Raw genomic sequence first — 22,349 nt, forward strand, 5'->3', positions numbered from 1 at the left:
TAACCGCCGCGATGAAATGAAGGAGGTCATTATGCTGGCCAGCGATCAGGAATTGGAAGACGCAGGCAATCGCCTCGGTGAGCGGTTGCTGCGCACCGGCCGTACAGTGGCTACGGCAGAAAGTTGTACCGGCGGCTGGGTTGCCAAGGTGCTGACCGACCGGGCGGGGTCTTCGGCCTATGTGCTCGGCGGGCTGGTAACCTACAGCAATGAGGCCAAACAGGGGCTCCTGGGCGTGACCCGGAAGTCGCTGGATGAGCATGGTGCGGTCAGCGAGCCGGTGGTGCGGGAAATGGTGGCCGGCGCCCTGGTGGCAACGGATGCAGATGTTGCCGTGGCCATCAGTGGCGTCGCCGGGCCCGGCGGTGGTAGCGAGGAAAAGCCTGTCGGTACCGTCTGGTTCGCATGGGGTAGCAGTCCGGCCACCACCGTTGCGCTGGTAAAGCACTTCGAGGGCGACCGTGATCAGGTCCGCCGCCAGGCCGTTCTGTTTGCTCTTCAAGGGGTTAGCGATTTTGTAGGCGAACTCTGATGGCTTTCACATCTGCAGGGGTTGGTCTCCTCTTCGGGTTATGTTTTAATACTGTTCAAATATACAGGGAATTGACTGGTCAAGCTGTAGAGATTCCCGATCCACTATTTCGCTGCCGGCCTTAACTGGGGCCCGGCGGCCCAGGCGACAGAGGGTTTGCACTGATGGAAGACAACCGCAAGAAAGCATTGAGCGCAGCACTTGGGCAGATCGAGCGCCAGTTCGGCAAGGGCGCCGTGATGAAAATGGGTGACCAGCCCCGCGAAGCCATTCCTGCGGTCTCCACTGGTTCTCTGGGCCTGGACGTTGCCCTGGGTATTGGCGGTCTGCCTTACGGTCGAATCTGTGAAATCTACGGCCCTGAGAGTTCCGGTAAAACCACACTTACCCTTCAGGTGATTGCCGAGGCACAAAAGGCGGGCAAAACCTGTGCGTTTGTCGACGCCGAGCACGCCCTCGACCCGGTCTACGCCGAGAAGTTGGGCGTGAATGTGGACGATCTGCTGGTTTCCCAGCCGGACACCGGTGAACAGGCCCTGGAAATTGCCGACATGCTGGTTCGCTCCAGCGCAGTTGACGTGATCATCGTTGACTCGGTTGCCGCCCTGACACCAAAAGCGGAAATCGAGGGCGAGATGGGCGACAGTCACGTTGGCCTGCAGGCGCGACTGATGTCTCAGGCGCTGCGGAAACTGACGGGTAACGTCAAGCATGCCAACTGCCTGATGATCTTCATCAACCAGATCCGTATGAAGATCGGCGTCATGTTCGGCAGCCCGGAAACCACCACCGGCGGTAACGCCCTGAAATTCTATTCCTCTGTACGCCTGGATATCCGCCGTATCGGTTCCGTTAAAGACGGCGACGAGGTGGTAGGTAACGAGACCCGCGTTAAAGTGGTCAAGAACAAGGTGTCCCCGCCATTCAAACAGGCCGAGTTCCAGATCATGTACGGCAAGGGCATTTACCACATGGCGGAAGTCCTGGATATGGGGGTCAAGGAAGGCTTTGTGGATAAATCCGGCGCCTGGTACGCCTACAACGGCGACAAGATCGGCCAGGGCAAGGCGAACGCCTGCAAGTTCCTGGAGGAAAACATGGACATTGCTAACGAGATTGAAGCCAAGGTTCGTGACAAGCTGATGCCCAAGCCGGTCTCGAAGAAAGACGCTGAAGAGACGCCCGCAGAAGCGAACGGCGAGCTTCTCTAAACCTTCCTCAGCGATGTCAGGGGCGGCAGGTGTAGATCCAGACCTGCCGCGCCACTGTTACCTTCGGATTTCCTTTCAGGTATCAGTCTTCTTTCCAGCTCTCTCCTGAAGTGACCCGGTTCAGCACCGATGTCGACCTCCAGGCGCCTGAGGTAATCTGCCCCTCCAGCCTGTTTCAGCTGGTTTCTGATCCACCTCCTGTATTTCATTTGACGATAGAGAGCGTGTAGCGTTTTGCCGTTGGGAAAATGCATTGATTTCTCCTCCTTTGACTGTTCAGTCCATAGTAAGCAGGAGTCTTTGCAGGGTATCCGTTCAGATGGTTTAAATGTTCTCGTAACAGATCTCTTAATTTCGTCTCTGTGCTGCTCAAATAATGATCATCTGTGCTTGCTGTCCGTTCCTCTGGTTTGAGCTGGTATCACAATGAATTCATACTCGGTGAGTATTGGGTTTCTTTGCTCTTCAGATACAGATCAGAGTCGGTATGGAAGCAAAAAAGAGATTATTGATCGTCGCTCATGCGCCTTCCCCGAATACTCTCAAGCTCAGGGAGGCGGCTGAGCAGGGCGCACGCCATGAAGACATCGAAAGCGTCGAAGTCAAGGTAATGGCACCTCTGGATGCGGGGCCTGAAGACATTCTGGCCTGCGACGCTATCATTCTGGGCACCACTGAGAATCTCGGGTATATGAGTGGGGCCCTTAAGGACTTCTTCGACCGCAGCTACTATCCCTGCCTCGAGAAAACCCAGGGGTTGCCCTTTGCCTATTACATTCGGGCCGGCCATGACGGAACGGGCACCAATCGGGCAATTGAAAGCATTACGACGGGTCTGCGCTGGAAGCTGATACAGGAGCCTATGATCTGCAGGGGTGAGTACCGCGATGAGTTTGAAGATCAGTGTCGCGAGTTAGGGATGTACGTCGCTGCCAGCCTTGACGCGGGGCTGGTGTGAGCCCGGAACCGGATCAGCTGGCAAACCGGTTGTAGAAGCCTTCGATGCGGGAGAGAGCATTGTCGACGGTGCGCGAATAGCCTTTTTTGTCCAGGCAATAGCTGAACTGGACGCTGACGCGATAACCCGCCTGGTAAGGTTGACACTCCACCACCCGGGCGCAAACCCGCGATTCGCTGATGTATTTGCCGTCGAAATCCATGAACAGGCGGGCCCCGGGTTCTACCGGCCTGGGGCAGAGAACGGCCATACCGTAGCGGTTCAGGTCCAGGCAGGTAACCGGCGTTGGTTGCTTGCCCCGACCAAAGAAGCCACGCTCCCGGAGCTGAACCTTCAGGCAGGAGGCGGGGTAACGATCCTTGATTCTGCGTTCGGCGGAATCACTGGTCATACGCTGGCGTCCGTTGCGTGCATTGTATTTATGGTTGGGAGATGAAGTGTAGTTCCGGAACGGCTGGTTGAAAAATGAACGGCTACGGATTTGTGAACTGCCTAACAAATTCCTGCGCGCTGTGCGCAACTCCAGAAATCTTCGTGCCGAACGCGACAGAGCCGACCGCAGAATCTACAATGACCGGCCAATGTGTTAACCGTTACAGGACCAAACCTTGAAGTCACTGTCTCTGCACCAGCTTTACAAAGCCTGTGTTCTGAAAGATCTGCCGTTCAAAACCACCAAGCAACTTGAGCCTCTGGCTGAAATCGTCGGCCAGAACCGCGCCCAGGAAGCTGTGCGTTTTGCCCTGGCGATGCCTCATGGCGGCTACAACGTCTATGCCGTTGGCCGAAATGGCCTGGGTAAGCGCACCATGATGTTGCGTTACCTTGAGCACCATGTGGATACGGATCAGCAGAGCCATGACTGGTGCTATGTGGCCAACTTCGAGGAGCCGCGTATTCCGAAGCTGTTGCAGTTACCTGCAGGAAAAGGCACCCAGCTCAAGCAGGACATGGAAAAGCTGATGAGTCGCCTGGTGAAGGTGATTCCCCAGACGTTTGACAGTGACAGTTTTCTGGAACGCTCGGAGCAGCTAAAGAACGAATACGGCAAAAAGCAGGAAGACGAGCTGGAGAAAGTGGCGGCCCAGGCGCGACGCAAAAAGGTCAGCCTGACGGTCACCACGCCAGGTGGTTACCGGCTGGTGGCCATGAACGGTGACGAACCCCATACCGCAGAATCGTTCCAGGCTCTTACCGAGGAGCAACGGGACAAGTTTGAAGATGCCATTAACAAGCTTGAGAAAAAGCTTCGCCAGGCCCTGCGCAAACTGGCGGACTGGGAGCAGGAGTACGCCGATAAGCAACAGGCGCTGAACCAGGAAACTCTGGAAAGTATCTCGGGCCACCAGATTGATGAGTTGATCGAAAAGTACAAGGATCTGCCGGATGTCGTCGCCTTCTTCGAGGCGGTTCGCGCCGACCTGGTGGAGAACCTGGAGATATTCCTCGACGACAATGAAGAACAGGCTGCCATTGCTTACGCCTCACTCGACAAAAAAATGCCGCGCCGTTATCTGGTTAACGTACTGGTGCACCAGAAGACGAACGAGGTGCCCGTGGTGGTGGAAGATAACCCCACCTACCACAACCTGTTCGGCTACGTCGAAAATGTTACCTACAAGGGCACGGTGTTCACGGATTTCTCCCTGATTCGCCCCGGCAGCCTGCACCGGGCCAACGGCGGCTATTTGCTGATGGATGCCATCAAGGTTCTGGAACAGTCCTTCGTGTGGGACGGCCTCAAGCGCGCCCTGCGTTCGAAGTCCATACAGATAAATTCCCTGGAGCGGGAACTGACTTTATCCGGAACCATCTCTATTGAACCGGAATCGGTCCCCCTGGACGTGAAGATCGTTCTGTTTGGTGATCGCGAAACCTGGATGTTGCTGCAGGAATACGATTCCGAGTTTGCCGAACTGTTCAGGGTCACGGCGGATTTCGAGAACGAGATGTACCGCACCGATGACAGCCAGTTGCTCTATGCCAAGTTCATCGCCAGTCTGGTGAGTGAGAAAAAGCTTCTGCATTGTTCTAACAAGGCCGTTGCGCGGGTAATCGAGCATAGTGCCCGGATGGCAGAACATCAGGATCGACTCTCCCTGCACGCCGCGGATATTGCCAACCTGCTGCGGGAATCGGATTTCTGGGCCAGGCAGGCCGGTGCGAAGCTGATCCAGGATCTTCATGTTGAGCGCGCGCTGGAAAGTGCGAAATATCGCAGCAGCCGTATCCGGGATCAGTTCTACGATTCCATCCGTGATGGCACGACGCTCGTAACTACCAGTGGCAAGTGTGTTGGCCAGGTCAATGCGCTGTCGGTGCTGTCCACGGGCGGATTTGAATTCGGCCTTTCCAACCGTGTCACGGCTACCTGCTATTATGGAGATGGCGCGGTGATGGATATAGAGCGTGATGTAAAGCTCGGTGGCAATCTTCATTCCAAGGGCGTGATGATCCTGAGTTCCTGGCTTGCCTCCCATTTTGCGGTCAACGACCCGATGCACCTTTCGGCAAGTCTGACCTTTGAGCAGAATTACGGTGAAGTGGATGGTGACAGTGCATCGTTGGCGGAGCTGTGCGCGCTGATCTCGTCCCTTTCCGGTATTCCAGTGCGACAGGATCTGGCAATCACCGGGTCGGTCAACCAGTTTGGCGAAGTTCAGCCTATAGGCGGCGTAAATGAGAAAGTTGAAGGCTTTTTCACAACCTGCCAGCTTAAGGGCGGACTTTCTGGCACCCAGGGTGTCATTGTACCAACCACCAATGTGCAGAATCTGATGCTGGACAGCGAGGTGGTAAAGGCAGTGCGCGGAGGCCAGTTTGCTGTATACGCGGTTGCCCGTGTCGAGGAAGCGATAACCCTGCTGCTCGGCAAGCCTGCCGGCAAGGCCGATGATAAAGGCAGGTACCCGAAGCAGAGCGTTTTTGGCATTATCCAGCAACGACTTGAGAAAATGCGGGAACACGAGCGCCAGGAACATGCTCGTGACGACCAGAAAGACCCGTCAATTCACTGACCGGCGATGATAAGAAAACGGACAGGAGAGAACACACCCATGACTGATATCCAGCAAACCGTATACGTTGTAGAGGACGATGAAGCAGTCCGAGATTCCCTGGAACTGCTGCTGAAATCCGACGGCAAGCCGGTCAAGACCTATGAGAGTGCAACCGCTTTCCTGAAGGACTATTCCGACAAGATGGCAGGTTGCATCGTGCTGGATATTCGCATGCCCGGCATGGACGGGATGGAACTCCAGAAAAAACTGAATGAAAAGCACTCCATCCTGCCGATCATCTTTGTAACCGGGCACGGAGACGTGCCCATGGCCGTGGACGCCATGAAAGAGGGCGCCGTTGACTTTATCCAGAAACCATACCGTGAGGAGGCGTTGCTGGAGAAAATCGAAGCGGCACTCAAACAGGATCTGGAGCAGCGCAAGTCTCTGGATGAGAAGCAGGAGATCATCCGTCGTGTTAAAAGCCTGACCCCCCGCGAACACGAGATCATGGACCGGATGATTGCCGGGCAGGCCAACAAGGTCATCGCCATTGAGCTAGAGATAAGCCAGCGTACGGTGGAGATTCACCGTTCCCGCGTCATGCACAAGATGGGTACCCACTCCCTCGCACATCTCGTTCGTATGGTCCTGTCCGTAAAGGACCTTATCGACGCAGGGTGATCCCGGCGGCATCATACGGTTACTATTTTAACCGGTCCGACATTTATGACTGAAGCTGTCAGCGAGAACTCGGAGGTGACGGTTCTGCTTGTGGACGATAACCCGCAGAACCTCAAAGTCCTCTATGAGACCCTGAAAGACAAAGGTTACCGGCTGCTCATTGCCAACGAAGGCGAAAAGGCCCTCGACCTTGCCCACCGCCATCAGCCCGAAGTGATTCTCCTGGATATCATGATGCCGGAGATGGACGGCTATGAAGTCTGCGAGCGCCTCAAGGCGGATCCCCAGACGGCGGACTGCGCCGTTGTCTTCCTGTCCGCGCTGGATGATCTTCAGGCGAAGGTGAAAGGCTTCTCCCTGGGAGGTGCCGACTACATCTCCAAGCCCTTCCAGTCCCAGGAAGTGATCGCCCGGGTGAAAACCCACGCCAGCGTGATTCGCCTCGAGAGAGAACTGCAGGCCCGCAATCGCGAGCTACAGAGTGATCAGGCCCGGATTCTCAATTCCATCAGCGAAGGCATCTATGGCCTTGATGAGAACGGTATTATCGAATTTGCCAATCCGGCGGCGGCGTCCATTGTCGGCTGTCCGGTGGAGGAGCTGATAGGCCGTAATTTTTTTGAAACCCACTTTGCAACAGCCGGCGACAACCCGGACAGTCTCCCGGTAAAGGCCACCTGTCAGCAGGGCGTCGCCGAGAGCCAGAGGGATATCCGGATGCTGCGGGCCGATGGAACCGGCTTTCCGGCAGAATACCGTTCGACCCCCAAGTTGGACTCTGACGAGCTCCATGGCGCGGTTGTGGTGTTCCGGGATATCAGCGCCGAGTTGGACAACGAAAAGGCGCTGGAAGAGGCCCGGCAACTGGTCCAGGAACAGCGTGATCAGTTGGCCCATACCTCGCGTTTGACCACCATGGGTGAAATGGCTGCCGGCGTGGCCCATGAGGTAAACCAGCCGCTGACCGCCATCACCAACTATGCACGCGTCGCCAAACGGATGATGGCAAAGGACAATGCAGACATGGGTCTGCTTCAGGAGACCCTGGACAAGATCGAGGCACAATCCCACCGGGCCAGTGAAATCATTCGTCGCATCCGTCGATTCATGAAAAAGCCGGCCACGGGCAAGGAAGTGCTGTCCGTGCCTGCGTTGCTGGAAGATACCCGGCAGTTTGCCGAAGTGGATATGCGCAACAACAAGGGCGCTATTGAGCTTTCGGTGCCTGAGGACATGCCAGATGTCCTGGCCGACCCGGTCCAGGTGCAGCAGGTGGCGCTCAACCTGATCCGCAATGCCCTGGAGGCCACCAGCAGTATTGACTCCAGCGCGCCGGTCGAGGTGAGCGCGAGTGTGAAGGGTGATACCTGTGTGCGGATCCAGGTGCGCGACCATGGCATTGGTCTTTCGGAAGATGCGGAAGAGAAGTTGTTCCTGCCGTTCTTTACCACCAAGGACGAGGGGATGGGGATTGGCCTGTCAACGTGCCGCTCCCTCATACAGGCCCAGGGTGGCGACATCGGTTTTGAGCGACCAGAAGATGGCGGCGCCTGCTTCTACTTTACACTGCCCGTTGCCGGCGCCCAGGGTTCTCCCTGCGCACCGGAAACTGATTCCTCCCACGCCTAGAGCCAGTCGATGCGCCCGGTCAAATGGGGCGCATCGCCTTTGGCGTTCAATACTTGATAGTCCCAGCCTTTTTCTCCCGTTTGCCAGTTCAGTTGGGCCGTGCCTGGCAGAAGCAGGGGTTTCTTGAACTGGCAACTGACGCTCAGCGCGCCACCTTTCCAGCCTTCCTGTCGCTCCAGTAGTGCCAGTGCGTGGGCCTTGGTCCACATCCCGTGGGCGATTGCCCTCGGAAAACCGAATGCCCTGGCACTCAGGGCGTGCATATGGATCGGATTGCTGTCACCGGATGCACGGGCGTATTGCCGGCCAATGGACTCCGGGGCCTTCAGGTTCTCTGTGTTCGGATAACGCTCGAGTTGCGGCGGCGCCTTTTTCCCGGAAGGTTTACTCTCACTATCCGGTTGCCGGAATAGCGTCGTACTAGCTTCCTCCCACACCAGTCTGCCCGCCGAGCGTGCCTCGGTAATCAGATCGAACTCCACTCCCCGGTTACTTATTACGGTATTGCCGAGGCTCACCTTGAGATCCAGGTTTTCTCCGGTGCCGATCGGTCGGTGCTGGGTGATGGTATTGCGCAGGTGTACCAGGCCAAGCAGCGGGAGGGGAAAGTTTTTCTCTGTCAGCAACTTCAGGTGCAGGGGAAAAGCCAGCACGTGCGGCCAGGTAACCGGCAAGTGACTGCGAGCCTCGAAACCGCACACCCGCTGGTAGCGCTTCAGGTTGTTTCCGGCGGTACTGATACCCAGAAGGCTTGCCGAGAGATCCGGGATACTTATATCCCCATCCGTTTGCTTCTGCCGTGGGAGCAGTGTTCGGCCATACATCGGTAACAAGGCGGGCGCTTTGTTGTGATAAACGAGGGTCTCCGGCATTGGTATTCTCCTTTACAGTCAGGACCGTGGATCCCGGCATTGCCTGATCAGAACGCTTTGTCGCAAAGGGTATGCTTTTTTTTACATTTTGGTACAACTCGGCGTCTGTGGCCTGATATGCTCTAATATAAGACGATTGTCTAACAGGGAGCGGTTCATAGGCCCCTTGAGTCTGACAAACCTCTGGAGTCTGGCAAACCCCGCCAGATCAGGCATTGACCCGGCGTGCCCCGGCGTCTGTCGGGAGGGTCACAGTAGTAAACCAATAAAAAGCGGAATCTTATGCAGGAACTTCGTGACGCGGGAGTGATGTTGCGCCTGATTTATGAGGCGATGAAAAAGAAAGGAATCGATACCGATGCCATCTTCACTCGCCTGGGTGTGGATGAGAATTACGTTTATACCGAGCAGCTTCGAACCCCCCACAGCGCCCAGATGTACTTCTGGCAGGCTGTTGAGGACGTTTCCGGCGATCCTGATGTTGGCCTGCACCTTGGGCAACTGCTGCCAGCATACAAGGGGCAGGTGCTGGAGTATCTTTTTCTGAGCAGCCCAACCTTTGGCGAGGGCCTGCGCCGGGCCCAGAACTATCAGCGTCTGCTGAGTGACGCCGCCAACACCGATTTCTTCATTGAGGGTGATGATGCCTGCATGGTGCTGGATGCGGCGTCTGATGACGTTCGCCGCTTGCGACATTTCAATGAATGTTTCGTGCTGGGGTTGATTACCTTTTTCCGTTCGATCACCGATGGCAACTTCTACCCTTCGCGCATTGAGTTCGAGCATGAACGGGCCGAGGGTCAGGACCATGTGCGCGAGGTGCTTGGATGTGACGTCACCTTTGGTGCGCCGCAGAACCGGCTGTACTTTCCTGCAAAACTGCTGTCCCATGCCTCACCTCATGCTGAGCCGGAGCTGCTGGATCTGCATGAGCGGTTTGCCAGCGAACAGGTGGCCCGGCTTGAGAAAAAGGATGTCGTTGGCCAGGTGGAGCGGATCGTGGCCGAGCTTCTGGATAGTGGAGAAGTCACCCTGGACGCCGTGGCAGAACGTCTTGGCATCAAGCCGAGAACCCTGCGCACGCGCCTGACAGAGGCCGAGACCAGCTTCAATCAGGTACTCGCGGATTTCCGCTATCGTCTGGCCCGTCAGCTTCTGGCAACGACCGATGAATCCATTGATGAGATTGTTTACCTCACCGGCTTTTCCGAGCCCAGCACCTTCTATCGGGCCTTCAAACGTTGGTCGGGCATGACGCCGATTGAATACCGCAAAACCGCCCAGGGCAAGGACGCCATGGTCGACGCAATGTAACGGAACGCTTTTTCTGAATATTTTTCAGAAAAAGCGTTGACATAACAGGGCGCCTCTTTATAATGCGCCCTCGTTGTCACAGAGCATTCACACCAGTGATTGCGGGGCCTCCAAGAGGTCAGTCGTGACAAACCGCACGGAGCGGTAGTTCAGTTGGTTAGAATACCGGCCTGTCACGCCGGGGGTCGCGGGTTCGAGTCCCGTCCGCTCCGCCATTTTTACCCTTCTTTTGCAATTCCCTGCGCTCTCACGCTTCCCGAGTCACTCTCTGTTTTCCAAAACACGTCTGTGTCATCCTGCTGTCATTCAGGCAATCTATCCTGTCCCTGAAAGTTCAAGAACAGGTCGACCGCTATGCTGGATTACGAAGAAGAATTGATTGAAAGCCAGTTTGAGGAATATGAGGACGATGACGGCTGGGATGACGCCATGGAGCTCTGATTTCAGGAATGCCGGATTCGCTTTCGGTGTTCTCCCGGGCTCAGGTTGAACCATCGCCGATAAGCCTTGTGAAAGGCTGCAGGATTGGCAAAACCAAGAAGCCAGGCAATTTCCGCCAGTGATGTCTCTGTTTCCCGAATATAGTCCCGCGCCAGCTGTTTCCGCGTTTCATCCATAAGTTCCCGGAAGCCGGTTCCCTCGGCAGCCAGTTGTCTCTGAAGTGTCCAGGGTGCCACCCCAAGTTTCATGGCGATGGTTTCCAGGCTGGGCGTCTCGCCCCGGAACAGCGGTGTGAGAAGGTTTTTCACCCGGTCTCCCGTCGTCCACCCCCGTTGGATCTGCTGCAGTTCCCGTGCGCACAGCTCTATGAGCTTTTCATGCATGGCCGGTTGAGCCTGTTGGCTCGCGCTTTCCCAGATGTCCTGCCGCACGGTGAGGCTGTTCTTTGTTGCTCCGAATTGCACCGGGCAGCGGAACCAGCCTTCGAACAGGTCATCCTGCCCGATGGACCGGTATTCGATGGTAACTCTCTCCAGAACATCGTAGCGGCCGGTCACGGTTCGCAGGAACTGGGTCCAGGCGGCGAGAACGGAATCCACTACGAAATAGTTAAAGCCATTGTACGGGCGAATCGAATAAAACTGCGCCTGCCGAAGGTCTGGTCGAACCGTTGGCACGCCGCGGCTGTTGCGGCTGGTCAGCAGGGCGTAGCGAATCAACGTGCTGATCGCTGCCCCGGCAGTGCTGGCGGTTTCTCCGGCGAGCCCGGCAATGCCGGCGTCGACGGGGCGGGATAATGCACCCATTCTCAACCCCAGGGCCGGGTTGCCAGTCTCATGGATGGCAGCGTGCCCCAGGCGCATGAATCTTGGAATGCTGATCCGTGCTTCAGGCGATGTCAGTGTCTGTTGGTCAAGCTGGAAACGGGATGCCAGTTCGGTACTGTTGGCGCCTTCTGCCTCGGCTGCCCTCATCAGCGCAGATACATAGAGGACACTGATGTCTCCCAGTGAGTTACGGCGTTTGGGTGGGGCGTGCGTGGAGTCGCTCATTAAAGTCTTTGTCAGACATGTTATGCAAGGATAATAAAATGTTATCTGGGGATATTGTCGATGGCAAGGAGCGCGAGTAGTTTAAGGCTCAACAATGAACGGGGCCCTGGCTTTGGGGGAGCCCCGACAAAGATCACGATGAGGAGACCGACTATGACCGCGACCACGACGCCAGGCGTTGCCAAATACCCGAACCTGCTCGAGCCGCTGGATCTTGGTTTTACCAAGCTGCGCAATCGCACCCTGATGGGATCCATGCATACGGGGCTGGAGGAGGCCAAAAATGGCTTCGAACGTCTTGCTGCATTCTATGCCGAGCGTGCCCGCGGTGGCGCTGGTCTGATCGTGACTGGCGGTATTGCCCCGAACGTGGAAGGAGGGGTGTTCCAGCACGCCGCCAAGATGACCACCGAAGAGGAGTCCGACAAGCACCGGATTATCACCGACGCCGTCCATGCAGCCGATGGTAAGATCTGCATGCAGATTCTCCATGCTGGCCGTTATGCCTACTCTCCGGAGCTGGTAGCGCCTTCCGCCATCCAGGCACCGATCAACCCATTCAAGCCCAGGGAGCTGGATGAAGCAGGTATCGAAAAGCAGATCCAGGACTACGCGGATTGCGCCGCACTGGCGCAGCGAGCCGGTTATGATGGCGTTGAGGTCATGGGTTCGGAAGGCTATTTCATCAACCAGTTTATTGTTTCCCACACCAACCACCGCACCGACCGTTGGGGTGGCAGCTACGAAAACCGTATTCGTCTGCCCATCGAAATTGTCCGTCGGGTTCGTGAAAGGGTGGGAGAGAACTTCATCCTGATCTACCGTCTGTCCATGCTGGATCTGATTGAGGATGGCAGCACCTGGGAAGAGGTTGTGCACCTGGCCAAGGAAATCGAGAAGGCGGGTGCAACCATCATCAACACCGGCATCGGCTGGCACGAGGCCCGTGTGCCCACCATTGCCACGTCGGTTCCCCGCGGGGCCTTTACCAAGGTGACGGCGCGCCTGAAAGGGGAGGTGAGCATTCCATTGGTCACCACCAACCGGATCAACATGCCGGACGTGGCCGAAAAGATTCTGGCCGAGGGTGATGCCGATATGGTGTCCATGGCCCGGCCCTTCCTCGCAGATGCCGACCTGGTTCTGAAGGCAGCCGAGGACCGCGCTGATGAGATCAACACCTGTATCGGCTGCAACCAGGCCTGTCTTGATCACACCTTCAGCGGCAAGCTGACATCGTGTCTGGTCAATCCCCGCGCCTGTCACGAAACCGAACTGACCTATGTGAAGACCGCTGCGCCCAAGTCTATCGCGGTCGTGGGTGCCGGCCCTGCCGGGTTGGCGTTTGCCACGGTGGCTGCAGAACGCGGCCATAAGGTGACACTGTTCGATGCCGGCAGTGAGATTGGCGGCCAGTTCAACGTTGCCAAGCTGATACCCGGCAAAGAAGAGTTTTACGAGACCTTGCGTTATTTCCGGGTGATGCTCGACAAGCACCAGGTGGATGTCCGGCTGAACACCCGTGTCAGCGCCGAGGATCTCAAGGCCGGCGGCTTTGATGAGGTGATCCTGGCGACCGGCGTCAAGCCGCGTACTCCTGAAATTGAAGGCATCGATCATCCGAAAGTGATCGGTTATCTGGATGCGCTGCTCGAACGCAAGCCGGTTGGGCAGAAAGTCGCCGTGATTGGCGCCGGTGGTATCGGCTTCGACGTCTCCGAGTTTATTGTCCACAAGGGTACATCGGCCGCTGTTGACACTGATCACTTCATGCGTGAGTGGGGCGTGGATCTGAGTGTGGAGCACCGGGGCGGTATTCAGGGTGTTGAGCCCGAGGTGCCGGAGCCTGCCCGTGAGGTCTACCTGCTGCAGCGTAAAGCATCGAAGGTGGGCAAGAATCTGGGCAAGACCACCGGATGGATTCACCGTACCTCCCTGAAAAACCGCCAGGTACAGATGGTGCCGGGTGTGACCTACCGCAAGATAGACGATGGGGGATTGCACATAACGGTCACGCCGAAAGGCGGAGAGCAGGGCGAAGACCGTGTGCTGCCTGTGGACACCATCATCGTGTGCGCGGGTCAGGAGCCGCTGCGTGAGCTGCAGAGCGATCTGGAGGCTGCTGGCCTGCCGGTACACCTGATTGGTGGTTCGGATGTGGCTGCAGAACTGGATGCCAAGCGGGCGATCAATCAGGGTAGTCGTCTGGCTGCAGAGCTCTGAGCGTAAACACGATCACAAATCGTTGCAGTTTTTCCCTGTGCAGACACGATTGTCTGGCTAGACTAAGAGCTTTGGGTCTGACTGCTTGTCCCTTCTATGCTGCCTCAGGATTGTCAGCATAGCAGGGGCGGCATCACGATCAGATGGAACACCTTTCGGGGTTCTGTCGTGTGGTGTCGAATCGACGATTTGTGGAGAGCGTGCAATGGTGTCTGCCGACCAGGCAACCGATGGGTATTCGGCGGTATTTTTTGTGGAAGGGAGCCAGGTGGCCCGCGAGATGCGGGCTACCGAATTCGGGGCCTTCCTGGATGGCTATGTAGGGCTGTCCGATCTCGCCGAAACCGAGGTCAGGGCTGTATTGGTTGAGCTGAGTCCTGACCTCAAGGTGCAGGCCCTGGTTTTCTTCAAAATCTGGTTTGATGAGGAAGGTCGGGCAGACAGCCATTGGAACCTGCCTATTGAAGAGTTAGCCAGAACAGGCGCCAAAGGGCCTGACATGGGTGGCGGTGCAATCCGGCTGGTTTGCCGGAGCCAATGCCCTGACCCCAAGTTCAAGGAGGATCTCTGGGACCCGGACATGACGCCCGGGAACAACCATTTCCAGGCGATCCGCAAAGCGGTTGAAGCCAACAGCCTGAAATTCCGGAAAGTGGAGCCTGTTCAGGAAGAGAATATTCCGGTTCTGAGCGAACAGGCCGAAGATTCCTCCGAGCGGGAAGAGTCGGCTGCGGCGGCGGATCGCTCCCGTCTGGCGCAACTCATCCGGGAACAGCGTCTGCGGATCAAGACCCTGCAGAGTGTTCACCGCGATGCCCTGTCGGACATCCAGCGCGAACACCGGCTGGAAATCCAGGGTTTACGCAGTGATATTGCCGATCTCGAGCAGAAGTACGAGCGTCAGCGCCTGAGCAATGAGCAGCTCAAAAAGCGCTTGTCGGAGCGAAACGAACAGTACCTCGCCATGCAGGAGCAGATGGCTGCCGTTGGTGAGGAAAAACAGCGCGAGGATTCAAACGCGAGCGCAGAACTCCTGCTGCTCCGGGAACAGCTGGAGCGGCGCCAGCGGGAGCTGGAACTTAGGGACGAGAAAATCGTTGCCCTCGAGGAGGAGAACCACGAGCTGCGCAATCGGGAGCCGCCGGAAGACTCCATCATGGACCACCTCAAACGCCAGTCCGTGTTTCTGGTGGCCTACCAGCCCGGCGTCGGCCATGTGACGCTGCCTTTCAAAGATATTGATACCTACTTCAGCAATCCTACCGCTTACGCAGCGGAACGCTGCGGTATGAACGAACCTGCCTATCGGGAGTGGCTCGAGCATTACGAGAACCCCGTCTGTGGCCATGAAAACGAGGACGGCAAGCCGTGTGGCGAGCCCATTCTTCGAATCAGTCAGCCGTCGGAGTTCCGTCCGGGTATTGATGACCGGTGCGAGAAACACCAGGCCTGAGGCCGGAACTTTTTCAGTATCGGGGTGACTTTCGTTAAACTGTACGCCAGATTGTCCCCGGGGTAACGGTTTCGTTCGTCCCCACCGCATTCCGACACCACAGGAAACTTCATGGATCAGTTCAGGAACATTGGTGTGATTGGTCGTATGGGCAGCGTGAAAGTGGTCGAGTCACTGCGCCAGCTCAAACAGTACCTGATCACCAACAACTACCACGTCATTCTTGAGGAAGACACCGCCAGCATGTTGCCCGGGCATGGCCTGCAGGTGGCGAGCAAAAAACTGCTGGGCGAGATCTGTGATCTGGTGATCGTGGTCGGCGGTGATGGCAGTCTTCTGGGCGCCGCCCGTGAGCTGGCCAAGTCCAAGATTCCCCTGCTTGGGGTCAATCGTGGCCGTCTGGGCTTTCTGACTGACATATCGCCCTCCGATCTTGAGGAGCGCCTCGGTAAGGTTCTGGAAGGCGAGTACATGGAGGAGACCCGGTTCCTGCTGGATGGCAACGTCGAGCGTAATGGCCAGCCTCTGGGGTTCGGTACCGCCCTGAATGATGTGGTGCTGCATCCGGGTAAATCCACCCGGATGATTGGCTTCGATCTGTTTATTGACGGTCATTTTGTTTACAGCCAGCGTTCGGATGGCCTGATCGTGTCCACGCCGACCGGGTCTACCGCCTACTCGCTCTCCGCTGGCGGCCCTATCATGCATCCCAAGCTCGATGCCATTGTCCTGGTGCCCATGTTTCCCCACACTCTCAGTAGCCGGCCGATCGTTGTCGATGGCAAGAGTGAGATCAAACTGGTGATCGGGGAGACCAATGAAACCTATCCGCAAATCAGCTTTGACGGCCAGATGAACATTGCCTGTGCGCCGGGCGATATCATTCGCATCACCAAAAAGCCGTTCAAGATCCGGTTGATTCACCCCACTGACCACAATTTCTACGCCACCTGCCGTGACAAGCTTGGCTGGGCTAGTGAGATATCAGCGAGTTGATCATGGCTGCAACAAAATCGACCGCAAGTCGCGGTTACGACATCATTGGTGATATTCACGGCTGCGCCCATACCCTGGCCAGATTGCTGGACCAGATGGGCTACCGCAAGGTTAACGGGGTTTACCAGCATCCGCGTCGCCAGGCGATCTTTATCGGCGACATCATTGACCGTGGCCCACGGATCCGTGAGGCGCTGCACCTTGTGCGGGACATGGTGGAGCATGGTTCGGCGCGCATTGTCATGGGCAATCATGAGTACAATGCCCTGGGCTACTGCACGCGGGCGCGGCCGGGCAGCGGCAAAACCTTCCTGCGTGAGCACAACGCCCGACATAACCGTCTGATCCGGGAAACTCTGGAACAGTTCGAGGCCCATCCATACGAGTGGAATGAGTTTCTCGAGTGGTTCTATACCATACCGCTATTCATCGACGATGAGGATTTTCGTGTTGTACACGCCTGCTGGGACGGCGATCTGATCGAAAAATTCAAACAGGTGCAGGGTGGTGCCTGCATTGATGAGGATTTCCTGCACGCTTCTGCTGCTATTGAGTCCTTTGCCGGGCAGGTTATGGATACCCTTCTGCGCGGAACGGATCTCAGGCTCCCCGAGGGTATGGCCATCACCGGTCGGGACGGCTATGTGCGTGAGTTTTTCCGAACCAAGTTCTGGGCTGACGATCCACACACCTATTCCGATGTTGTCTTTCAGCCAGACCCGCTGCCTCCGGAAGTGGCAAGCCGGGTATTGACCGATGCGGAGCGTAGGCAGCTGATCAGTTATCCCCTGGATGCGCCGCCGGTGTTTGTTGGTCACTACTGGATGGAAGGTGAGCCGGCGCCGCTCAAGCCCAACGTTGCCTGCATTGACTACAGTGCCGTGAAGTATGGCCGGCTGGTGGCCTACCGGATGGATGGCGAGCGGGCACTTTCCCGTGACAAGTTTGTCTGGGTAGATGTGGAAAGGCCGGAACAACCGGATTATCCCACCAGCGAAGACAGTGTCGCGCGCTAAACCATGCGTTTCGGCTGAACCAATCCCGGAGGCGGAGTAAGCGGTGTACCGAGTCAAGCAGTTGGATACCACGGTGAACCTGGCTGGCTTCAGTCGTTGGCTGAGCGGCCAGGGTGTGGCGCACCGGATCACGGAAGAGGGAGGATTCCAGGTGCTCTGGCTGGAAGACCCTGCCCACGCTGAACCCGTGCTTTCCGCCCTGGACCGCTTCATGGCGGAGCCCGAAGTCAGGCAAGCTGTGGACCGCCAGAATCGGTCGCCGGTGTTTGTTGGCGGGCGCTGGCAGCCTTCACCGAGGCACGCGCCGCTGGTCCTCGGGATCATTGTCTTTGCCGTGGCCATGGTCTGGCTCACGGCCATGGGTCAGAATGAACTGGCGGCCAGCCTGATGATGATTGACCCCCGGGATTATGATTGGAGTACGTTGGCCGGTCGCATCGACGCGTTAACCGCGACCCTGGCCAGTGGCCAGATCTGGCGACTGCTCACGCCGGATTTTCTGCACTTTAGTTGGACCCATATCATTTTCAACTCCGTGATGCTCTGGTTTCTTGGCAGCCAGATCGAATGGTTCGACGGTCGGGCCAGATTGATCACCCTGTTTGTGATCACGAGCCTGATCTCCAACGGCTTGCAGTATTTCGTGTCCGGACCTCTTTTCGGTGGGCTATCGGGGGTTGTTTATGGGATTCTGGGCTACTGCTGGCTCAGCCAGCGAACGGCACCGCGGTTCCAGTTTCCGCCGGCGCTGGTTACCTTTGCGGTTGCATGGATGGTGATCGGGTTTACGCCGCTCCCGGAAATCATCGGGCTCGGGCGTATGGCAAATGAAGCGCACCTGGGGGGATTTATTGCCGGACTGGCCCTTGCGGTGGTTTTGCCCGTAAGACGCAGAAGGGGCGCATAAAAAAGCCCCGCCAGAGGCGGGGCGTTAAAAGAGCTTTTAGCTCCTGATGAGAGAGACCAAATGATACGACCGTCGTCATTTGGTGAGGCAATGATAATCATTATCGTTTGATTCTGTCAAACGATTCCGCCACATTTTTAATGAACGTTTTTTCAGGAGAGCGGGATGACTTACGAAGAACTTATCGAGCGACTGGATCCGAATGTTTACCGGAGTCTCCGGCAGTCCATTGAGCTCGGAAAATGGCCCGATGGCCGCAAGCTGACACCCGAGCAGCGTGAAATCAGCCTGGAAGCAGTGATCTACTACGAAAATCTGCACAACATTCCGGAAGAGGAACGCACCGGCTATCTCGACCGGGGCAGCAAGGCGGGAACTGCCTGTGATCCATCGGTTCGGCGCACCCAGGGCAACGGCGATGTTGATCCCGACCAGTTTGTTGAGGTCAAGTCTTGAGCGAGCTGATCGATGTTACGGGCCGGCTGCGCAAAATGCCGGTGGAGGCGGGGGAGCCTGTGGCGTACTCCATTTCCGTGGGCGACACCCGCATTCCCCTGAATGATCTGATCGGTCGGCCGTTGCGTCTGGATTTCGATGGCGTGATCCGGTGCATTCACTGCGACCGGAAGACCAACAAAAGCTTCAATCAGGGCTTTTGTTACCCCTGCTTCCGCAAACTGGCGGCTTGTGACAGTTGCATCATGAGTCCGGAGAAGTGTCACTATCACCTTGGCACCTGCCGAGAGCCGGAGTGGGGTGAAACCCACTGCATGGTGGAGCATGTGGTGTATCTGGCCAATTCGTCGGGCCTGAAGGTAGGCATTACCCGGGCTTCCCAGGTGCCAACCCGCTGGATAGACCAGGGTGCGGTGGACGCCATCCCGATGGTGCGAGTTGCGACGCGGTATATTGCCGGTCTGGTCGAGGTTGCCTGCAAAACACACGTGGCCGACCGGACGAACTGGCGGGCCATGCTCAAGGGCGATGTTCCCGAGCTGGATCTGGCGCAGGAGCGCCAACGAATGCTTGGACTGATTGCCGCCGATCTTGATGCGCTCCGGCAGACCCACGGTGAGGATTCTATCCGGGAAGTAGACGAAGAGGGCCTCGGCCTGAGCTATCCCGTCCAGATCTGGCCAGAAAAGATCAAAACCCATAACCTCGACAAAACGCCGGAAGTAGAGGGCGTTCTTGAGGGCATCAAAGGGCAGTACCTTATTCTGGATACCGGTGTGATTAACATTCGAAAATTCACCGGTTATGAAGTCCGGTTCCGGGTCTTGGAAGGCTGACAGCGCCTCGCCCGGCCAATCTTTTCACGTCTGTGGGCTATGAATGCTGCGTCCGCAGGCCGCGAACTCTGGAGAAATGCAATGCGTACCAGCCAGCCACAGACCATTTATTTGAGCGATTACAAGGTACCTGCGTATCTGGTAGACACTGTCGACCTGAGGTTCGAGCTGTTTGAGGACGGGGCGCGAGTGCACAGTACGCTTGAGCTTCGCCGCAACCCTGATTCTGATGAGGTGTCGGCACCCCTGGAGCTTGATGGCGACAGCCTGACGCTGGAATCCGTCGCCCTGGATGGTGCCCAGCTCGCCGCGGGTGATTATGAAGACCGCGGAGATCAACTTGTGGTTCGTTCGGTACCGGAACAGTTCACGCTGACTGTGGTGACCTGGATAGAGCCCCAGAATAACACTCGTCTGGAAGGCCTGTATAAATCATCGGGCATGTTCTGTACCCAGTGCGAGGCTGAAGGATTTCGCTGCATTACCTTTTTCCCGGACCGTCCGGACGTGATGGCACGTTTCCGTACCCGGATCGAAGCCAACAAGGACGCCTACCCGGTGCTCCTCTCCAACGGCAACGATGTGGAAAGAGGCGAGCTGGAAAACGGCCGGCATTTTGTCACCTGGGAAGACCCGTTCCCCAAACCTTGCTATCTCTTTGCCCTGGTGGCCGGAGACCTGGTCGAGAAGCGGGATACCTTCACAACGTGTTCAGGTCGTGGCATTGACCTGCGCATGTATGTGGAGCCTCGCAACGCTGAGAAATGCGATCACGCCATGGATTCCCTGAAGCGTTCCATGCGCTGGGATGAAGAAGTCTATGGCCGCGAGTACGACCTCGATATCTTCATGATTGTGGCGGTGGATGACTTCAACATGGGCGCCATGGAGAACAAGGGGCTCAACATCTTCAACTCCTCCTGCGTGCTGGCCAGCCAGGAAACCGCCACGGACCTGGCGTTCCAGCGTATTGAGGCGATCGTTGCCCACGAGTATTTCCACAACTGGTCGGGGAACCGCGTTACCTGCCGCGATTGGTTCCAGCTCAGCCTGAAAGAAGGTTTCACGGTATTCCGGGACTCCCAGTTCTCGGCGGATATGGGTTCCTCAACTGTGAAGCGGATCGAAGATGTGACCCTGCTGCGTACGGCCCAGTTTGCCGAAGACGGTGGCCCCATGGCGCACCCCGTGCGGCCTGCGTCTTATATGGAAATCTCCAACTTCTATACCCTGACCATCTACGAAAAAGGCGCAGAGGTCGTGCGCATGATCCACACCCTGCTGGGACCGGACCTGTTCCGCAAGGGCAGCGATCTGTATTTCGAGCGTCATGACGGCCAGGCGGTAACAACCGATGATTTTGTTAAAGCCATGGAAGACGCCTCGGGGCGTGATCTGAGCCAGTTCCGGCTCTGGTACGAACAGGCCGGCACGCCGGTGCTGAATGTGTCGGACGACTATGACGCCGATAAGGGTGTATATCGCCTTACTATCGAACAGAGCATTCCGGATACTCCGGGACAGACCAACAAGAAGCCGCAACACATACCGTTTGCGCTGGGCCTGCTGGGGCAGGACGGCCAGCCGCTGCCGTTAAAGCTTGGGGCGGGTGAGGCAGATGCCCCGACGGAGCGGGTCCTCGAGTTGACCGAAGCGACCCATTCGTTTGAATTTCATGGCATCGAATCCAGGCCGGTCCCCTCACTGTTACGGCATTTCTCCGCACCGGTTCGGGTTCGCTACTCCTGGAGTCGCGAACAGTTGCTTTTCCTGATGAGCCACGATCCGGATGGATTCAATCGCTGGGATGCGGGCCAGAGACTGGCAGTGGATGTCATCCAGTCGCTGGTAGGCGCGCCTGACGATGCGGAAATCGAACCCAGACTGGTCGAAGCCTATCGCAAGCTGATTTCCGACACCGAGTTGGATCAGGCCCTGGTGGCCAAGATGCTGCAACTTCCTTCCGAGGCCTACCTGATTGAACTGGCCGATAACGCCGACGTGCCAGCCATTCACCGCGCCCGCGACGCGGTACTCCGCCATCTGGCGGGCGCCCTGAAAGCCGAACTTATCGCGTGCTACCAGCGCCATCAGGGCGGCGGTCCTTACGAGGTGACACCGGAAGCCATTGCCCGTCGTAGCCTGCGCAACACTGCGCTGGCCTGGTTGCTGATGATTGACGACCAGGAGGGCCGGGAGCTGGCGGTGAGTCAGTTGAGCGCCGCCGACAATATGACCGATCGGATGGGCGCCTTGCGGGCGCTTGTGAATTCAGGCTTCGAGTCTGACCGCCAGCAGGCGCTGGATGAATTCTACGATCGCTTCAAGGATGATCCCCAGGTTGTTGAACAGTGGTTCTCTGTGCAGGCGGCCAGCGACCAGGCCGGTCAGCTTCCGGACATCCAGAGACTTCTGGAGCACCCGGCCTTCGACTGGAAAAATCCCAACAAGATTCGCTCTGTGGTGGGCGCGTTTGCCGGTCAGAACCTGGCGGCTTTCCACAATCCTGACGGTTCTGGTTATGAGTTCCTGGCGGATCAGGTCTGTCGCCTGGACGACAGTAACCCCCAGATTGCCGCGCGTCTGGTGACGCCGCTGACCCGCTGGAGAAAGTTTGCGCCGTCGTACAGTGCCCGGATGAAGTCCGCCCTTGAGCGGATTCGTGACAAGTCGGGATTGTCCAGGGATGTCTATGAGGTGGTGCACAAAAGCCTTGCCGATTGAAGTCAGATACAAAATCGCACTTTCGGTCGATAGACTTTAGTCTGGG

The 22,349-nt window shown here is 57.1% G+C and carries 19 protein-coding genes and 1 tRNA gene; 16 read left to right on the forward strand and 4 right to left on the reverse strand.

What is annotated here, in order from left to right; all coding sequences use genetic code 11:
• Positions 1–31 precede the first annotated feature (31 nt).
• The gene (pncC, locus tag SIC15_RS06845; RefSeq protein ID WP_412537332.1) at positions 32–532 is read left to right on the forward strand and encodes a nicotinamide-nucleotide amidase; all 501 of its coding nucleotides are present in this window, start codon (positions 32–34) and stop codon (positions 530–532) included.
• A 164-nt stretch (positions 533–696) separates the two neighbouring features.
• On the forward strand, positions 697–1,743 hold the full coding sequence (gene recA, locus SIC15_RS06850; protein ID WP_412537333.1) for a recombinase RecA: 1,047 nt from the start codon (positions 697–699) through the stop codon (positions 1,741–1,743).
• On the opposite strand, the gene SIC15_RS06855 is transcribed toward recA, so the two are convergent.
• Positions 1,740–1,997, reverse strand: coding sequence for a hypothetical protein (locus SIC15_RS06855; RefSeq protein ID WP_412537334.1), 258 nt, complete (start codon positions 1,995–1,997; stop codon positions 1,740–1,742). The two genes, recA and SIC15_RS06855, sit on opposite strands and share 4 nt — an antisense overlap.
• Before the next feature lie 233 nt (positions 1,998–2,230).
• Here SIC15_RS06855 and SIC15_RS06860 point away from each other — a divergent pair, with 233 nt between their 5' ends.
• Entirely contained in the window at positions 2,231–2,701 is a 471-nt protein-coding gene (locus SIC15_RS06860; protein ID WP_412537335.1) for a flavodoxin family protein, read from the forward strand.
• A 13-nt stretch (positions 2,702–2,714) separates the two neighbouring features.
• Here the strand turns inward: SIC15_RS06860 and SIC15_RS06865 are convergent, their stop codons facing one another.
• Entirely contained in the window at positions 2,715–3,092 is a 378-nt protein-coding gene (locus SIC15_RS06865) for a PilZ domain-containing protein (RefSeq protein ID WP_069183868.1), read from the reverse strand.
• A 217-nt stretch (positions 3,093–3,309) separates the two neighbouring features.
• On the opposite strand from SIC15_RS06865, the gene SIC15_RS06870 reads away from it, so the two are divergent.
• Genes SIC15_RS06870 through SIC15_RS06880 form a run of 3 tightly spaced genes read left to right on the forward strand, consistent with a single transcriptional unit; the run spans position 3,310 to position 8,013 of the window.
• Entirely contained in the window at positions 3,310–5,718 is a 2,409-nt protein-coding gene (locus SIC15_RS06870) for an AAA family ATPase (protein ID WP_412537336.1), read from the forward strand.
• Between the two features lie 39 nt (positions 5,719–5,757).
• Complete coding sequence (gene fixJ, locus SIC15_RS06875) at positions 5,758–6,384, forward strand: response regulator FixJ (RefSeq protein ID WP_069183866.1); 627 nt, start codon at positions 5,758–5,760, stop codon at positions 6,382–6,384.
• A 45-nt stretch (positions 6,385–6,429) separates the two neighbouring features.
• Positions 6,430–8,013 carry a response regulator gene (locus SIC15_RS06880; RefSeq protein ID WP_069183865.1) on the forward strand — a complete coding sequence of 528 codons (1,584 nt, stop codon included), beginning with the start codon at positions 6,430–6,432 and terminating at the stop codon, positions 8,011–8,013.
• Here SIC15_RS06880 and SIC15_RS06885 read toward each other — a convergent pair.
• Positions 8,010–8,885, reverse strand: a complete 876-nt coding sequence (locus tag SIC15_RS06885; RefSeq protein WP_412537337.1) for a MaoC/PaaZ C-terminal domain-containing protein — start codon at positions 8,883–8,885, stop codon at positions 8,010–8,012. The genes SIC15_RS06880 and SIC15_RS06885 overlap by 4 nt on opposite strands.
• A gap of 282 nt (positions 8,886–9,167) precedes the next feature.
• Here SIC15_RS06885 and SIC15_RS06890 point away from each other — a divergent pair, with 282 nt between their 5' ends.
• Together SIC15_RS06890 and SIC15_RS06895 are read left to right on the forward strand one after the other, a co-directional pair.
• Positions 9,168–10,199 (forward strand): AraC family transcriptional regulator, encoded by a 1,032-nt coding sequence (locus SIC15_RS06890; RefSeq protein ID WP_412537338.1) that lies wholly within the window; start codon positions 9,168–9,170, stop codon positions 10,197–10,199.
• A 138-nt stretch (positions 10,200–10,337) separates the two neighbouring features.
• Positions 10,338–10,414, forward strand: a tRNA-Asp gene (locus SIC15_RS06895).
• A gap of 228 nt (positions 10,415–10,642) precedes the next feature.
• Here SIC15_RS06895 and SIC15_RS06900 read toward each other — a convergent pair.
• Positions 10,643–11,692 (reverse strand): AraC family transcriptional regulator, encoded by a 1,050-nt coding sequence (locus tag SIC15_RS06900; protein ID WP_412537339.1) that lies wholly within the window; start codon positions 11,690–11,692, stop codon positions 10,643–10,645.
• 153 nt (positions 11,693–11,845) lie between these two features.
• Between SIC15_RS06900 and SIC15_RS06905 the strand changes: the two genes are divergently transcribed.
• The 8 genes from SIC15_RS06905 to pepN all read left to right on the forward strand — a co-directional run bounded on the left by SIC15_RS06905 (position 11,846) and on the right by pepN (position 22,303).
• Positions 11,846–13,915 (forward strand): FAD-dependent oxidoreductase, encoded by a 2,070-nt coding sequence (locus tag SIC15_RS06905; RefSeq protein WP_412537340.1) that lies wholly within the window; start codon positions 11,846–11,848, stop codon positions 13,913–13,915.
• A 205-nt stretch (positions 13,916–14,120) separates the two neighbouring features.
• Positions 14,121–15,368, forward strand: a complete 1,248-nt coding sequence (locus SIC15_RS06910; RefSeq protein WP_412537341.1) for a DNA repair protein — start codon at positions 14,121–14,123, stop codon at positions 15,366–15,368.
• Positions 15,369–15,479: 111 nt separating this feature from the next.
• On the forward strand, positions 15,480–16,364 hold the full coding sequence (locus tag SIC15_RS06915; protein ID WP_008170512.1) for an NAD(+) kinase: 885 nt from the start codon (positions 15,480–15,482) through the stop codon (positions 16,362–16,364).
• Between the two features lie 2 nt (positions 16,365–16,366).
• Positions 16,367–17,380 carry a metallophosphoesterase gene (locus tag SIC15_RS06920; RefSeq protein WP_069183859.1) on the forward strand — a complete coding sequence of 338 codons (1,014 nt, stop codon included), beginning with the start codon at positions 16,367–16,369 and terminating at the stop codon, positions 17,378–17,380.
• A 43-nt stretch (positions 17,381–17,423) separates the two neighbouring features.
• On the forward strand, positions 17,424–18,287 hold the full coding sequence (locus SIC15_RS06925) for a rhomboid family intramembrane serine protease (protein WP_412537342.1): 864 nt from the start codon (positions 17,424–17,426) through the stop codon (positions 18,285–18,287).
• A gap of 165 nt (positions 18,288–18,452) precedes the next feature.
• Complete coding sequence (locus SIC15_RS06930) at positions 18,453–18,743, forward strand: YeaC family protein (RefSeq protein ID WP_069183857.1); 291 nt, start codon at positions 18,453–18,455, stop codon at positions 18,741–18,743.
• Entirely contained in the window at positions 18,740–19,579 is an 840-nt protein-coding gene (locus tag SIC15_RS06935; RefSeq protein WP_412537343.1) for a DUF2797 domain-containing protein, read from the forward strand. The genes SIC15_RS06930 and SIC15_RS06935 overlap by 4 nt, the downstream gene beginning before the upstream one ends.
• An 81-nt stretch (positions 19,580–19,660) precedes the next feature.
• The gene (gene pepN, locus SIC15_RS06940) at positions 19,661–22,303 is read left to right on the forward strand and encodes an aminopeptidase N (protein WP_412537344.1); all 2,643 of its coding nucleotides are present in this window, start codon (positions 19,661–19,663) and stop codon (positions 22,301–22,303) included.
• Positions 22,304–22,349 lie beyond the last annotated feature (46 nt).

Origin of the sequence: Marinobacter sp. MIT932201 (assembly GCF_047123295.1) — a bacterium.
Lineage (GTDB): Bacteria > Pseudomonadota > Gammaproteobacteria > Pseudomonadales > Oleiphilaceae > Marinobacter > Marinobacter salsuginis.